This window comes from Streptomyces sp. NRRL F-5135 (assembly GCF_000719775.1).
Classification (GTDB): Bacteria; Actinomycetota; Actinomycetes; order Streptomycetales; family Streptomycetaceae; genus Streptomyces; species Streptomyces hebeiensis.
This window is the reverse complement of record NZ_JOHR01000007.1, coordinates 353,110-367,052: the sequence shown is the minus strand read 5'-3', so window position 1 is coordinate 367,052 and position 13,943 is coordinate 353,110. Positions and strand designations below refer to the sequence as shown.

At 71.3% G+C, this 13,943-nt stretch carries 12 protein-coding genes; 6 read left to right on the top strand and 6 right to left on the bottom strand.

Features of this window, described 5'->3' with window-relative positions:
* The first annotated feature begins 28 nt into the window (after positions 1 to 28).
* From IG02_RS0114125 to IG02_RS0114110, 4 genes are all read left to right on the top strand, one after another.
* The gene (locus tag IG02_RS0114125; protein WP_078854459.1) at positions 29 to 1,660 is read left to right on the top strand and encodes an MFS transporter; all 1,632 of its coding nucleotides are present in this window, start codon (positions 29 to 31) and stop codon (positions 1,658 to 1,660) included.
* A gap of 291 nt (positions 1,661 to 1,951) precedes the next feature.
* The gene (locus tag IG02_RS0114120) at positions 1,952 to 2,572 is read left to right on the top strand and encodes a TetR/AcrR family transcriptional regulator (RefSeq protein WP_030746373.1); all 621 of its coding nucleotides are present in this window, start codon (positions 1,952 to 1,954) and stop codon (positions 2,570 to 2,572) included.
* Between the two features lie 302 nt (positions 2,573 to 2,874).
* Positions 2,875 to 3,909, top strand: coding sequence for an endonuclease/exonuclease/phosphatase family protein (locus tag IG02_RS0114115; RefSeq protein ID WP_030746371.1), 1,035 nt, complete (start codon positions 2,875 to 2,877; stop codon positions 3,907 to 3,909).
* A gap of 240 nt (positions 3,910 to 4,149) precedes the next feature.
* Positions 4,150 to 5,394 (top strand): MFS transporter, encoded by a 1,245-nt coding sequence (locus IG02_RS0114110; RefSeq protein WP_030746369.1) that lies wholly within the window; start codon positions 4,150 to 4,152, stop codon positions 5,392 to 5,394.
* 232 nt (positions 5,395 to 5,626) lie between these two features.
* Here the strand turns inward: IG02_RS0114110 and IG02_RS0114105 are convergent, their stop codons facing one another.
* The 5 genes from IG02_RS0114105 to IG02_RS0114085 all read right to left on the bottom strand — a co-directional run bounded on the left by IG02_RS0114105 (position 5,627) and on the right by IG02_RS0114085 (position 10,451).
* Positions 5,627 to 7,411 carry an NAD+ synthase gene (locus IG02_RS0114105; RefSeq protein ID WP_030746367.1) on the bottom strand — a complete coding sequence of 595 codons (1,785 nt, stop codon included), beginning with the start codon at positions 7,409 to 7,411 and terminating at the stop codon, positions 5,627 to 5,629.
* A 325-nt stretch (positions 7,412 to 7,736) separates the two neighbouring features.
* On the bottom strand, positions 7,737 to 8,156 hold the full coding sequence (locus IG02_RS0114100; RefSeq protein ID WP_030746365.1) for a CBS domain-containing protein: 420 nt from the start codon (positions 8,154 to 8,156) through the stop codon (positions 7,737 to 7,739).
* A 246-nt stretch (positions 8,157 to 8,402) separates the two neighbouring features.
* Positions 8,403 to 9,110, bottom strand: a complete 708-nt coding sequence (locus tag IG02_RS0114095) for a DUF305 domain-containing protein (RefSeq protein WP_037802981.1) — start codon at positions 9,108 to 9,110, stop codon at positions 8,403 to 8,405.
* A 125-nt stretch (positions 9,111 to 9,235) separates the two neighbouring features.
* Positions 9,236 to 9,883, bottom strand: coding sequence for a DUF3105 domain-containing protein (locus IG02_RS0114090; RefSeq protein ID WP_030746361.1), 648 nt, complete (start codon positions 9,881 to 9,883; stop codon positions 9,236 to 9,238).
* A 127-nt stretch (positions 9,884 to 10,010) separates the two neighbouring features.
* Positions 10,011 to 10,451, bottom strand: a complete 441-nt coding sequence (locus tag IG02_RS0114085; RefSeq protein ID WP_030746358.1) for a hypothetical protein — start codon at positions 10,449 to 10,451, stop codon at positions 10,011 to 10,013.
* A 146-nt stretch (positions 10,452 to 10,597) separates the two neighbouring features.
* Here IG02_RS0114085 and IG02_RS0114080 point away from each other — a divergent pair, with 146 nt between their 5' ends.
* Both IG02_RS0114080 and glnA read left to right on the top strand, forming a co-directional pair.
* Entirely contained in the window at positions 10,598 to 11,194 is a 597-nt protein-coding gene (locus tag IG02_RS0114080) for a MarR family winged helix-turn-helix transcriptional regulator (protein ID WP_051764981.1), read from the top strand.
* Between the two features lie 257 nt (positions 11,195 to 11,451).
* Positions 11,452 to 12,813 (top strand): type I glutamate--ammonia ligase, encoded by a 1,362-nt coding sequence (glnA, locus tag IG02_RS0114075; protein WP_030746354.1) that lies wholly within the window; start codon positions 11,452 to 11,454, stop codon positions 12,811 to 12,813.
* A 92-nt stretch (positions 12,814 to 12,905) separates the two neighbouring features.
* Here glnA and IG02_RS0114070 read toward each other — a convergent pair whose 3' ends face one another.
* Positions 12,906 to 13,901, bottom strand: coding sequence for an amidohydrolase family protein (locus IG02_RS0114070; protein ID WP_063756780.1), 996 nt, complete (start codon positions 13,899 to 13,901; stop codon positions 12,906 to 12,908).
* Between the last annotated feature and the right edge of the window lie 42 nt (positions 13,902 to 13,943).

The following is a 13,943-nucleotide window of genomic DNA, read 5'->3' as shown; positions in this document are numbered from 1 at the left end:
GTATCGAAATTCCTCTAGTCTCTACGTCATGTCCACAGCCACGCCCCCGACCGACGGTCGCCCCGCCGCCGTGCCCCGTGTCCCCGAAGCCGTCCACCGCCGCCGCTGGGCCATCCTTGGCGTGCTCATGTTCAGCCTGCTCATCGTGGTGCTGGACAACTCGATCCTGAACGTCGCGGTGAAGACCATCGCCGCCCCCTCGCCCACCGGTCTCGGCGCCACCCAGAGCGAGTTGGAGTGGGCGATCAACTCCTACACGCTCGTCTTCGCCGGTCTGCTGTTCACCTCCGGCCTCCTCGGTGACCGGATCGGGCGCAAGAAGGTGCTGCTCTTCGGCACCTTCGTCTTCGGCGTCGCGTCCGCGCTGGCCGCCGCCTCCGGGTCGCCGGCCGAACTGATCGGTTACCGCGCCCTGATGGGCTTCGGCGCCGCCTTCGTGATGCCGGCCACGCTGGCCGTCCTGATGAACGTCTTCGAGCGCGAGGAACAGCCCAAGGCCATAGGGGTATGGGCCGGCAGCGTCGGCCTCGGCATCGCCATCGGGCCCATCACCGGCGGTCTGCTGCTCGAACACTTCTGGTGGGGGTCCATCTTCCTGGTCAACGTCCCCGTGGTCGTCGTCGCGCTGATCGCGATGGCGGTGCTGGTGCCGGAGTCCAAGGACCCCGTGCCGGGCCGCATCGACCCGTTCGGTGTCGTGCTCTCCGTCATCGGCCTCGTCCTGCTCGTGTACGGGATCATCCGCGGCGGCGAACTGGCCGACTTCACCGATGTGACCGTGCTCGCACCGCTGCTGGGCGGGCTGGCCGTCCTGGCGGGCTTCGTCCGGCACGAGAAGCGCAGCAGCCATCCCGCCCTCGACGTCACGTATTTCAGGAAGCCCGCCTTCGCGGCAGCCGTCGCCGCCGTCGCGCTGGTCTTCTTCGCGCTGATGGGGGTGACGTTCTTCTCGGCCTTCTACCTCCAGAGCGTGCGCGGTTACAGCGCGCTCCAGGCCGGCCTGCTGATCCTGCCCCTCGCCGCGGCCCAGATGGTCTTCGCGCCCCGGGCCAGGCTGGTGGTGGAGCGGTTCGGGGCCCGGGCCGTGTGCACGGCGGGCCTGGTGCTGGTGGGCGCCGGGCTGGCGGCCTTCGCCCTGTTCGACAGGGACACACCCGTCTGGGCGCTGTGCGTCGTCTTCTTCGTCCAGGGCACGGGAATGGCCCACATCATGCCGCCGGTGACCGTCGCGGTCATGCAGGCGCTGCCGCGCGAGAAGGCGGGCTCCGGCTCGGCGATCAACAACACCTTCCGCCAGGTGGGCGGTGCGCTGGGGGTCGCGGTCCTGGGCTCCGTGCTGTCCGCGGTGTACCGGGGCGGGATCGAGGGACACCTGGGCGCGGTCCCGGCTTCCGCGCGGGACGCGGCGGGGGAGTCCATCGAGGCGACCCTCGGCGCCGCCCGGGAGCTCGGCCCGGCGGGCCGGCCGCTGATCGGCTCGGCGTACGACGCGTTCCTCGACGCCATGCACGTGACGGCCCTCTGCTCGGCCGGCGTGGCGCTGATCGGCGCGGTGGTGGTCGCGCTGTTCCTGCCGGGCCGGCCGCGGGCCGCGCGGCGGACTCCGGACGGCGGCGCGGACGGCGCGGCGGCCACCCGGGAGCCCGCGGTCCGGGGCTGACGCGCGACGGGCTGACGCGCGACGGGCCCGGCGGCCCCCGCGCGCCGGCTCCCGGCCCCGCTGGAAGGCGCAGCCGCCCGTACGGCCATGACACGGCCGTACGGGCGGCTGCCGTGCGTGGGCGGATCGTGGTGTCGTGGCCGGCGGTCGTGTACGAGACGGAGGGGCCGGGCGACGGAGGGCCGGGCGGACGGAGGTGCCGGGCACCGTGCGGCGGCCCGGGACGTGCGGCTGAGCCGTGTACGACAATCGGCCGTGGGACGAACGGCCGTGGTGAGAGGCGGAGAACACGTGCGGGATCAGCGTCGCGAGTGCGGGCGGGACACGGAGCACCGGCGGGGCAGGCCGCGCAGTGAGGCCGCCGAGCGGGCGATCCTGGACGCGGTCGTCGAGCTGCTGGAGGACGGTGTTCCGCTGGGCTCCCTCTCCATCGAGCGCATCGCCCGTACGGCCGGGGTCGGCAAGGCCACCATCTACCGTCGCTGGCAGGGCAAGGAGGAGCTCTTCGTGGACGTGCTGCGGGAGATGGAACCTCCCGAGCCGGACCTGCCGGGAGTCTCGGCGCTCGGCGACCTGGCCGTCATGCTGGAGCGGATGCGCAGGCGCGGGGTGGCTCAGCGCTCCTCCACCCTGCTGCACAACGTCATCGTGCAGATGAAGAGCCGGCCGAAGCTCTGGGAGGAGTACCACACGAAGATCGTCGGCCCTCGGCGCGCCGCCACGATCGACCTGATCCGGCGCGCGGTCGCCGCCGGCGAACTCCGTGACGATCTCGACGCGGAGCTGATGAGCGACCTTCTGATCGGCCCCATGCTCCTGCGCACCCTGCACGGGTCCGACAGGTCGCTGGACGAGGATCTCGGTGAACAGATCATCACGGCGGTACTCCAAGGACTGGCCCCGCGCGGCTGAACCCGAACGCGGCCAGGGCGGCCCGAACCCCCGGCCTCATTTCCGTACGGGAAGTACGGGAGGTGCGGGGAGTACAGGAAGTACGGGAGTACGGGAAGTACGGGAGTACGGGAAGTAAAACTCCCGCCGTCCCCGTGCGTGTTCTGTCACACCGCCGGGCTCGTCGTCCATGATCGGAACTCTCCGACCGGCACCTGTCGTCTCCGTCGCGGTACGGTCGCGCCCAAGCGGCGCGAGCGGGGCCCGAACATCGCCTAGGGTCAGGGGCGGGCGTGCAGAGCAAGGCAGTGAGGGCAGCGGACATGACGCAGGAATACACCGAACGATCGGTGACGGCCGACAGCGAGGAGCCTCCCGGCGGATCCCGCGTCAGATCCCTGCTCGACCGCCTGCGCCGAAGCCGGGGAATCTGGCGGCGCGGCATCGTCCTCGCGCTGTTCGCCGTCCTGTTCGGCCTGTTGATGCTCCTGCACGCGAGCATCCCGAACACCATCGGCAACCTGGGCAGTCTGGTCGAGACGTTCCTGCCGTGGTTCGGGGTGGTCATCCCCCTGATCCTGATCCTGGGGCTCGTACGGCGCTCCGCCACCGCCCTGATCGCGCTGCTGCTGCCCGCCGCGGTCTGGGTGAATTCCTTCGGCGGGCTGCTGACCGACAAGACCGACGACTCGAAGGGCGCCGGGGACCTCACCGTCGCCACGCACAACGTCAACGCGGACAACCCCGACCCGACCCGTACCGCGCGCGAGATCGCGGCGTCGGGCGTGGACGTCGTCGCGCTCCAGGAACTACCCAACGGTGCCGTACCGACGTACGAGAAAGCGCTGGCCGGGACGTACCGGTACCACTCCGTGCAGGGCACGGTCGGCCTCTGGAGCAAGTACCCGCTGAGCGGCACCGAGCCGGTGGACATCCGGCTGGGCTGGGTCCGCGCCATGCGCTCCACGGTCACCACCCCGGAGGGCCCGGTCGCCGTCTACGTGGCGCACCTGCCCTCCGTACGGGTCAAGCTGCACGCCGGGTTCACCGCCAACCAGCGGGACAAGAGCGCCGACGCGCTGGGCGAGGCGATCGGTCACGAGCGGCTGCGCCGGGTGGTCCTGCTCGGCGACCTGAACGGCACGATGAACGACCGTTCACTCACCGCGATCACCGCCCAGATGCGCTCGACCCAGGGCGCCGCGGGGCACGGCCACGGGTTCAGCTGGCCGGCGTCGTTCCCGATGGCGCGGATCGACCAGATCATGGTGAAGGGCATCGAGCCGAAGTCGTCGTGGACGCTGCCGGAGACCGACAGCGACCATCTGCCGATAGCGGCACGGGTGGAACTGGGCTGACGCGGCCGGGCGCGGGCACGGGCCCGGCCGCGGTCACGGGCCCGGGCGCGGGGAGGAAGATCGCCGCGCGGTGGATGTGACGTGTTCGACAGCTCCGTCGCAATCCCGTGTTCACACGCAGGAACAATCCGCCTGAGAGGGTTTGTTCCGGGGAGGTACTTACTCGTTCCCCTCTTCTTCGGCTTCTTCGGATCCTCCCCGGTCCTCCCGGAAGTCTTACTGCGGAAAGGTTCTGTTTTCATGCCCCTGGCCCTGCTCGCGCTTGCTGTGAGCGCCTTCGGCATCGGCACCACCGAGTTCGTGATGATGGGCCTGCTGCCCAACGTCGCCGACGATCTGGGCACGTCCGTACCCACCGCGGGCTATCTGGTCTCCGCCTACGCGATCGGCGTCGTCATCGGCGCCCCGCTGCTCACCGCCGTCGGCTCCCGTGTGCCGCGCAAGAAGATGCTCCTGTTGCTGATGGGGCTCTTCATCGTCGGCAACCTCGCCTCCGCGCTCGCGCCCGGCTTCGGCTGGCTGCTGGCGGGGCGGGTGCTGGCGGGCCTGCCGCACGGCGCGTTCTTCGGCGTCGGCGCGGTCGTCGCCGCGCGGCTGGTGAACGAGGGCCGGCAGGCGCGGGCCGTGGCGACGATGTTCCTCGGCCTGACCGTCGCCAACATCGTCGGTGTCCCGGCCGCCACGCTGCTCGGCCAGCACCTGGGCTGGCGGGCCACCTTCCTGGTCGTGACCCTGATCGGGCTGGCCGCGCTGGCGTCGCTGGCCCGGCTCGTGCCGTACGTCCCCGTCGAGTCGCACCAGAACGTCGGCCGCGAGATGCGCGCCCTGGGCCACCGCCAGGTGCTGCTCGGCCTGGTGACCGCGGTCTTCGGCTTCGCCGGGGTGTTCGCCGTGTACTCCTACCTGGCCTCGATCACCACCGAGGTGATGGGCTTCGGCGAGTCGTCCGTCACGCTGGTCCTGGCGCTGTTCGGGATCGGGATGACGCTGGGCGCGCTGGTCGCGGGCCCGCTGACCGACCGGGCGCTGCGGCCCACGCTGTACGCGTCGCTGGGCGCCCTCGCCGTGGTCCTGGTCGCCTTCCGCTTCACCGTGCACGTGCAGTGGGCGGCGCTGGTGACGGTGGTGGTGCTGGGCGCGGTCGGATTCATGACCACCACCCCGCTCCAGATGCTGGTCATGCGCAAGGCGAAGGACGCCCCGACGCTGGCCTCGGCCTCCAACCACTCGGCGTTCAACCTGGCCAACGCGGGTGGCGCGTGGGTCGGCGGCGTGGCGATCTCGGCGGGCTGGGGCTGGATGTCCCCGGCCCTGGTGGGCGCGGTGCTGGCACTGGTCGGCCTGTCGATCGCGGCGACGGCGGGCCTGCTGGACCGGCGGGACACGACGGCGGAGAAGTCCCGCATCGTCGCCTCGGGCAGCGCGCCGGCGGAGACGGGCACGGAGACGGAGACGGGGGCGGAGTCGACGACGCGGACGCGTTGAGGGGGCGCTGCCGGGGACCGCGCGGGCGCGTGCGGGGTACGGCAGCGGGCGGCGTGATCGCGCGCGGCCCGGCGCCCTGGCCCCCGGCGGGCCGGTTGCCTGTACGGTCCGCCGGGCCACGCGCGGGGCCGGTGCACGCGGTCTCTTGCGTCGGTGGTCGCGTTGGGCGGGCCCGTGGGGGCGACAGTCCGGGGCGGTGGCCCGGACCGGCCCGCACCCGGGGTCCGGCGTGTCAGTCGCGCGGCGTCTCGCGCCAGTGGTTGGTGATCGGCAGGCGACGGTCCTTGCCGAAGCCCTTCGCCGAGATCTTCGTCCCCGGCGGGTACTGGCGCCGCTTGTACTCCGCCGTGTCCACCATCCGCAGCGTCCGCGTGACCGTCTCGTCGTCGTAGCCCGCCGCCACGATCGCGTCCTTGCCCTGGTCGCGGTCCACGTACAGCTCCAGGATCCGGTCCAGGACCTCGTAGTCGGGCAGCGAGTCCGTGTCCACCTGCCCCGGGCGCAGCTCGGCGCTCGGCGGCTTGGAGATCGAGTTCTCCGGGATCGGCGGGGTCTGGCCGCGCTCCTCGGCCGCGCGGTTGCGCCACCGGGCGAGCCGGAAGATCCACGTCTTGTAGACGTCCTTGATCGGTCCGTACGCGCCGACGGAGTCCCCGTACAGCGTCGAATAGCCCACCGCCAGCTCGGACTTGTTGCCCGGGGCCAGCACGATCTGGCCTTCCTGGTTGGAGATGGCCATCAGCAGCGTGCCGCGCAGCCGTGACTGGAGGTTCTCCTCGGAGAGCCCGGTGAGCTCCAGCGAACCCATGTACGCGTCGAACATCGGCTCGATCGACACCGTACGGAAGTTCAGACCGGTGCGGCGGGCCAGCTCGGCCGCGTCGTCCTTGGAGTGCTCCGAGGAGTACTTGGACGGCATGGACACGCCGTACACGTTCGCCGCGCCCAGCGCGTCGCAGGCGATGGCGGCGACGAGCGCGGAGTCGATACCGCCGGAGAGCCCGATCAGGACGGAGCGGAAACCGTTCTTCGCGGCGTACGCGCGCAGGCCCACGACCAGCGCCGAGTACACCTCCTCGTCGTCCTCCAGGCGGTCGGCGTAGCCGCCGGACAGCTCCGGCTCGTACGCCGGGAGCGGGTCCTCGGACAGGATGACGTGGTCGATCCGCAGCCCGTCGTCCACCACCCGGCCGTCGGCGGCGCCCCTGCGCGCACCGGGCGGCGCGGGTTCGCCGGCGGGCAGGTCCAGGTCCAGGACCACACAGCCCTCGGCGAACTGCGGCGCCCGCGCCACGACCTCGCCGTCCTTGTCGACCACGATCGAGTCACCGTCGAAGACCAGCTCGTCCTGCCCGCCGATCATCGCCAGATACGCGGTCGTGCAGCCCGCCTCCTGCGCACGCTTGCGCACCAGCTCCAGGCGGGTGTCGTCCTTCTCACGCTCGTACGGCGAGGCGTTGACGGAGAGCAGCAGCCCGGCCCCGGCGGACCGGGCGGCGGGCACCCGCCCGCCGTCCTGCCAGAGGTCCTCGCAGATGGCGAGGGCGATGTCGACGCCGTGGACGCGGACGACGGGCATGGTGTCGCCGGGGACGAAGTAGCGGAACTCGTCGAAGACGCCGTAGTTCGGCAGGTGGTGCTTGGCGAAGTTCAGGACGACCTCACCGCGGTGCAGGACGGCGGCGGCGTTGCGCGGGGCGCCGACGGGCTGCCCGACGCGGTCCTCGGCCTTCTCCGCGCGGTCGAGGTAGCCGACGACGACCGGCAGCTCCCCGAACCCCTCCTGTTCGAGCCGTACCGCGAGCGCGCGCACGGCGGCCCGGGACGCCTCGACGAAGGAGGCCCGCAGCGCGAGATCCTCGACGGGGTAGCCGGTCAGCGCCATCTCGGGGAACGCGACGACATGCGCTCCCTGGGCGGCGGCGTGCCGGGTCCAGTGGACGATCGCCTCGGCGTTCGCGGTGAGATCACCGACGGTCGAGTCGATCTGATTCAGGGCGAGACGTAGTTGAGGCACCCGGCCAGTGTAATCGTCTGTCTGACACGATGTACCGGGGCGGACGTGTGGGGCGCTTCACTCGGGCGTGGCCGGGCCCGGCGGTCCGGCGCCGCGCCGTACGGACGGGGTCCTGCGGGGCGTGCGGGGCCGAGACCGGTCGGCCGGCCGACCGATCGCGCCGCCGCCGACAAGGCCGTGCCCGGCCGGGGCCTACCGGACGTCGGAACGCCGGAACGCCTGCGCACCGGGTCGTACCGTACGGCTCCCGGCCGGGCCGGCCACCGCGCGCTCCGCGCTCACGCCTCGCCCCCGCGATGCTGCCTCAGCCACGTGTGAGCGGACCTCAGCCGTGTGCGTAGACCTTCTCCACCCACGTCGCGAGCTGTGGTTCGGAGAGGTGGCGCGCCAGGTCCGCCTCGCTGATCATCCCGATGAGACGCTTCTTCTCGATCACGGGCAGCCGGCGTATCTGGTGGCTCTGCATCTCCCGCAGCACTTCCTCGATGTCGGCGCTCGCTTCGATCCAGCGGGGCGTGCCGTGCGCCATCTCGCCGGCCGTGGTCTGCGCCGGGTCGTGGCCCATGGCCACACAGCCGACGACGATGTCACGGTCGGTGAGTATGCCCATCAGCCGTTCGTTCGAGTCGGCGATGGGGAGCGCGCCCACGTTCATCTCGCGCATCATCTGGGCGGCCCGGTCGAGGGTCTCGTGCGCGGGGAGCCACTGGGCGCCGGGGTGCATGATGTCTTTGGCGGTGGTCATGGAGATCGAGCCTCCTCATCAGGGCCGTGTTCATGGAGTCCACCCCCGAGCAGAACCATCATCTTGCACCCGTTCGGACGGCGCGACCGCAGCGGAACGCGGCGGCCCCGGGCCGGGGAACCACGAGAGGTCCCCGGCCCGGGGCCGGTCGCCGCCACATCCGGTGCGCCGGATGTGTGCGGATGCGTTCGGTTGTACGGCGTCCGGGGCCGACGCGGCCGACCCGACGCCGTCAGCCGGACGCGGTCAGCCCGTCGGCCGGGGCTTCGCGCCGCGCGCCTCCAGCAAGTGCGCCATCAGGTCCATCTCGGACTGCTGCGCCGCGACCATCCCCTCGGCCAGCGCCTTCTCCGGCGCGACCGCGCACATTTGTACGCAGCCCTGGGCCATCGTGACGCCGCCCTTGTGGTGGTCGGTCATCAGCTGGAGGTAGAGGATCTCGGCCTGCTTGCCGCGCGCCGCGCGGAGCTGCGCCAGCTCCGTCTTCGTGGCCATGCCGGGCATCAGGGAACCGTCGCGCGCCATGTGCTCCCCGTGTCCGTTCCCGCCGTGATCCATGTCCATGCCCTGGTGCCCGGACCCGGACCCGGAGTCCGAGCCGGACTCGGCCCCGGAGCCCCGCGTCATCCAGGACATCGGCTCCCGGCCTGCCTCGACCTTCGGCAGGCCCCACATGTCCAGCCAGCCCAGCATCATGCCGCGCTGGTTCGCCTGCGTGTTGGCGATGTCGTACGCCAGCCTGCGCACGTCCTCGTCGTCCGTGACGTCCCGCACGATGAACGACATCTCCACCGCCTGCTGGTGGTGGACCGCCATGTCACGCGCGAAGCCCGCGTCCGCCGAGCCCGCGGTCGGCGGGGCGGGCGTCGCCCCGTCGTCGCCCGCGGCGTCCCGTCCGGCCGCGATGACCGCCGACGTGCCCGCGAAGAGCAGCGCCAGGACGACGGCCGTGATCGCCGCCCACTGCGTACGGGTCCCCCTGCGGCCGGTGGCGGTGCCGGCACCGGTGCCGGTGTCGACCGCGAGGTCGGAGGGAGCGGAGGGTGCGTCGGGGGCCGGGTCCGCCTCGTCCCGCGGGGTCACTGCTGGCCCATCCCGCCCGTGCACGCGGCGCCGGGCTCAGGGGTCTGCGAACCCTGCACGTACTTCGTGAAGAACTGCTCCACGCGCGGGTCCGTCGCGCTGTCCACCGTCACCTGCTTGCCCCAGGCGCTCAGCATGAGCGCGCCGGACTGCTCCTTCACCGGGCTCATCAGTGAGTACGGCGTCTTCTCCACCCGCTCGCCGAGCTTCTTCACGTCGTCGGCGGCGGCCTTCTCGTTGTACGTGACCCAGACCGCGCCGTGCTCCAGGGAGTGCACCGCGTTCACGTTCGGGATCGGGTCCTTGTAGACGTCCCCCTCGCAGTTCATCCAGACCTGGTTGTGGTCACCGCCCACCGGCGGGGTCATCGGGTACGAGACGTTCTCGGTGACGTGGTTGCGGCCCAGCTTCTTCGCGTCCCAGGACTTCTCGTCCGTGACGGGCGCCTTGGCCGCCGCCTCCTTCTGCTCCTTCTGTTCCGACTCCTTGTTGAGGAGGTACGCGCCACCGGCGACCAGCGCGCCCACCACGACGGCGCTCGCCGTGATGGTGATGATCCGGTTGCGCCGCTCACGGGCCCGCTCGGCGCGGCGCATCTCCTCTATTCGGGCCTTGCGCTGGGCGGACTGGGTCTTGGAAGCCATGGTCTGTGTCCTGTGTCCTTCTGCGATGACGGTACGGATGACATACGAACGCGGTCCTGCTCGGGTGTTTCGGGAACCCGGTGAACGAGCGGGTCCGGCCGGGGCCGGACAGGGCCTACGTCCCCTGTCACGTCCGCAGCACTTGGAGGACGTGGAGGTCCGGCGCACGGGCGAGCGCGCCGGAGCGGGGCAACGGGCCGGTGCGGTACGGCGGTTCGAGGTGCGTCAGCGTGACGGTGGCCGCCTGCGGCGCGGCGGGCGGCGGCGCGGTGAGCACGGCGGGGCTCAGGTGCGCGAAGCGACCGCAGTCGCCCCGGTCGTACGGGCAGACGTACCGGGACTCGTTCGCCGACCGCCCGCCGCCGTCGCCGGCCACCGCCCGGACGGTCGAGGAGGCGTCCGTACCGCTCGCGCCGGAGCGGATCCCGGCGGCGTCGTGATGCGTCCCGGCCCGGCCGGGAACGGCGCCGGAGCCAGGACTCAGACAGAAGAGGAACGCCGCGCACAGCGTCGCCACGGCACTCATCAGTGCCACGGGACGCGCGTTGCGTGTGCGCTGACCCCCCATGGCCGCAAATCGTAGTGCGTAGCACCCTCGCCGGAGCAGAGAGGAGCGGACGGAACGATCTGGAATTGATCTGGAACGGCCGAGATGAGGTCAGGGATTACGTATGGGTGCGGTACGAATCGGTCATCGGCGCGATAAAAAGGAGCATGGCCGAGCATGCAGAGCCGCCCCGAGCCACCCGCGCCCCCGCCCCCGGCGCCGACCGGGCGGCCGACGACGTGGACGACGTCACGCACGCTCTCCTCACCGCCTCCCGCCTCCTCGTCGACATCTCCGCCCGCTCCCTCGCCGCCGTGGCCGACCGGGTCACGCTGCCCCAGTTCCGGCTGCTGGCCGTCCTCGGCGGGCACGGCGACGCCAAGCTCGTGGAGATCGCCGAGCGGCTCGGCGTGAATCCCTCCACCGCCCTGCGCATGCTCGACCGGCTGATCGCGGCTGGGCTCGCCGTCCGGCACGCCAATCCGGCCAGCCGCCGCGAGACGATGCTGCGGCTGACGCCCGAGGGCCGGGCGCTGGTCGACGAGGTCACCGCCGTACGCCATCGGGAGGTCGCCGCGATCGTGGCACGGCTGACCCCCGAGCGGCGCGCCGCGCTGATCGGAGCCCTGAACGCGTTCACCGAGGCCGGCGGGGCGCCCGCGCATCCGGGGGAGGACACGGAGCCGTACCCGCTGGGCTGGTCGGACACGCACACCCGGGTCCACGCCCACACCCATGTCAACGCCCACACCCGGCCGCCGTAGGGGCCTCGTTTGACAGGGACCGGAATGATCTTCACCGTCTGGGATTGCGATCGCCGGTCGCCTGGGCAGCAGACCTGAGGAAGCTACAGGCACTATGGGGACTGTGGGCTGAAGCCCGTACACACACGCGATGCGGAGCGTTGTCCAACGGTTCGCAACGCGCCGGAAATGGTGTGGTGGGATGCTCATGTGCCTCAACGTGCTTCGCGGCATGGGAGCAGGTGGCCTGACCAGCAAGGATGGGTAGGACGGCTAATATGGACAAGCAGCAGGAATTCGTGCTCCGCACGCTCGAGGAGCGCGACATCCGCTTCGTACGCCTCTGGTTCACCGACGTGCTCGGCTTCCTGAAGTCGGTCGCCGTCGCCCCCGCCGAGCTCGAACAGGCATTTGACGAAGGCATGGGCTTCGACGGCTCGGCCATCGAGGGCTTCGCCCGCGTGTACGAATCCGACATGATTGCCAAGCCCGATCCGGGCACGTTCCAGATCCTGCCCTGGCGCGCGGAGGCACCGGGCACGGCCCGGATGTTCTGCGACATCCTGATGCCCGACGGGTCGCCGTCCTTCGCGGACCCGCGCTTCGTCCTCAAGCGGATCCTCGCCAGGACCTCCGACCTGGGCTTCACCTTCTACACGCACCCCGAGATCGAGTTCTTCCTGCTCAAGGACAGGCCGGTCGACGGCAGCCGCCCCACCCCCGCCGACAGCTCGGGTTACTTCGACCACACCCCGCAGCACGTGGGCATGGACTTCCGCCGCCAGGCGATCACGATGCTGGAGTCGATGGGCATCTCGGTCGAGTTCAGCCACCACGAGGGCGCCCCGGGCCAGCAGGAGATCGACCTGAGGTACGCGGACGCGCTGTCCACGGCCGACAACATCATGACGTTCCGGCTCGTCATGAAGCAGGTCGCGCTGGAGCAGGGCGTGCAGGCCACGTTCATGCCGAAGCCGTTCTCCGAGTACCCGGGCTCGGGCATGCACACCCATCTCTCCCTCTTCGAGGGGGACCGGAACGCGTTCTACGAGTCGGGCGCCGAGTACCAGCTCTCCAAGGTCGGGCGCTCGTTCATCGCCGGGCTGCTCAAGCACGCGGCGGAGATCTCGGCCGTCACCAACCAGTGGGTCAACTCCTACAAGCGGATCTGGGGCGGCTCGAGCCGCACCGCCGGCTCCGGGGGCGAGGCGCCCTCGTACATCTGCTGGGGCCACAACAACCGGTCCGCGCTGATCCGCGTCCCCATGTACAAGCCGGGCAAGACCGGCTCGGCCCGGGTCGAGGTCCGCTCCCTCGACTCGGGCGCCAACCCTTACCTGGCGTACGCGGTGCTCCTCGCGGCCGGCCTCAAGGGCATCGAGGAGGGCTACGAACTCCCGGCCGGCGCCGACGACGACGTCTGGGCCCTCTCGGACGCCGAGCGCCGCGCGATGGGCATCGAACCGCTGCCGCAGAACCTGGGCGAGGCGATCTCCCTCATGGAGCGCAGCGAACTGGTCGCGGAGACGCTCGGCGAGCACGTCTTCGACTTCTTCCTGCGCAACAAGAAGCAGGAGTGGGAGGAGTACCGCTCCGAGGTCACCGCGTTCGAGCTGAAGAAGAACCTGCCGGTGCTGTAGGGCTCTTGCTCTTGCGCCGCAGAGCTCCTGACGGGGGCCGGGCCGATGCCGGGAAGGCGTCGGCCCGCTTCGTTTCCCGTTCCTGCTCGGGACTATCCGCTCGCGCCCCCGCCCCCGGACCCGCCCCCGGCCTCGTGCGGGTGCGGGTGCGGATGGGGGTGGAGCAGGCGGGTGCCCGCCGTCAGGACCTGTTCCGCCTCGTCCGGCGGCAGCGCCTCCTTGATGAACGACACTGCCCGGCGCAGACGTTCACCGCTCTGGTACGGGAAGTCCGTGCCGAACACCAGCCGGTCCGCGCCGTAGGAGCCGGCCGCCGCGCGGAGCGCCGGGACATGGCCGTGGGCGACCGTGTCGTACCACATGCGGGTCGCCGTGACGGTGGGCTTCTCCGTCATCCTCGGGGCCTCCCGCCGCATCAGGGCATCGGCGCGCGAGAGCAGCATCGGCAGTGCGCCGCCGAGGTGCGAGTGGACGACGCGCAGTCGGGGGAAGCGGTTCGGGATCCCCTCGATCATGAAGTGCATCGCGCAGACGGTGTCCTCCACGGGCGCGCCGATCATCCACCGCGTCCCCGTCGCGGCGATCAGCGGGGAACCGGCGTCGTGGCCCGAGGGGTGGACGGACAGCACACTGCCGCGCCGGTCCAGCTCCTCGAAGAGGACGCTGAAGGCGGGATCGGCGATGCCGCGGCCGAGCACGTCCGTGGTGACGGCGACGCCGGCCAGGTCCAGCTCGTCGAGCGCCCGTGCCAGCTCCGCCAGCGACTGGTCCAGGTGCGGCAGGGGGAGCGCGGCGAAGGCGGAGAGGCGGGTGGGCCAGGCGCGTATCAGATCGGCGTAGTGGTCGTTGGCGAGCCGCGCCGCGCGGACGGCCTGCTCGGCGTCCGGGAAGTACGGGCCCTGGGGCGACACGGAAAGAATCTGGTGGTCGATCCCGGCCGCCGCGTTCATGGCGAAGCGCGCCTGCAGGTCGTGGGTGCTGTCGGTGGCTCCCATCCCGTGCTGGACGGCAGTGTCCCGCCGGCCGAAGGACTCCAGGAGCGTGAGGTAGTCCTCGGTCCACAGATGGGCGTGCACGTCGGTCCGCATCAGTACCAGAGTCGCCCCGGGGGTGGCCGGTGTCCACCGGGC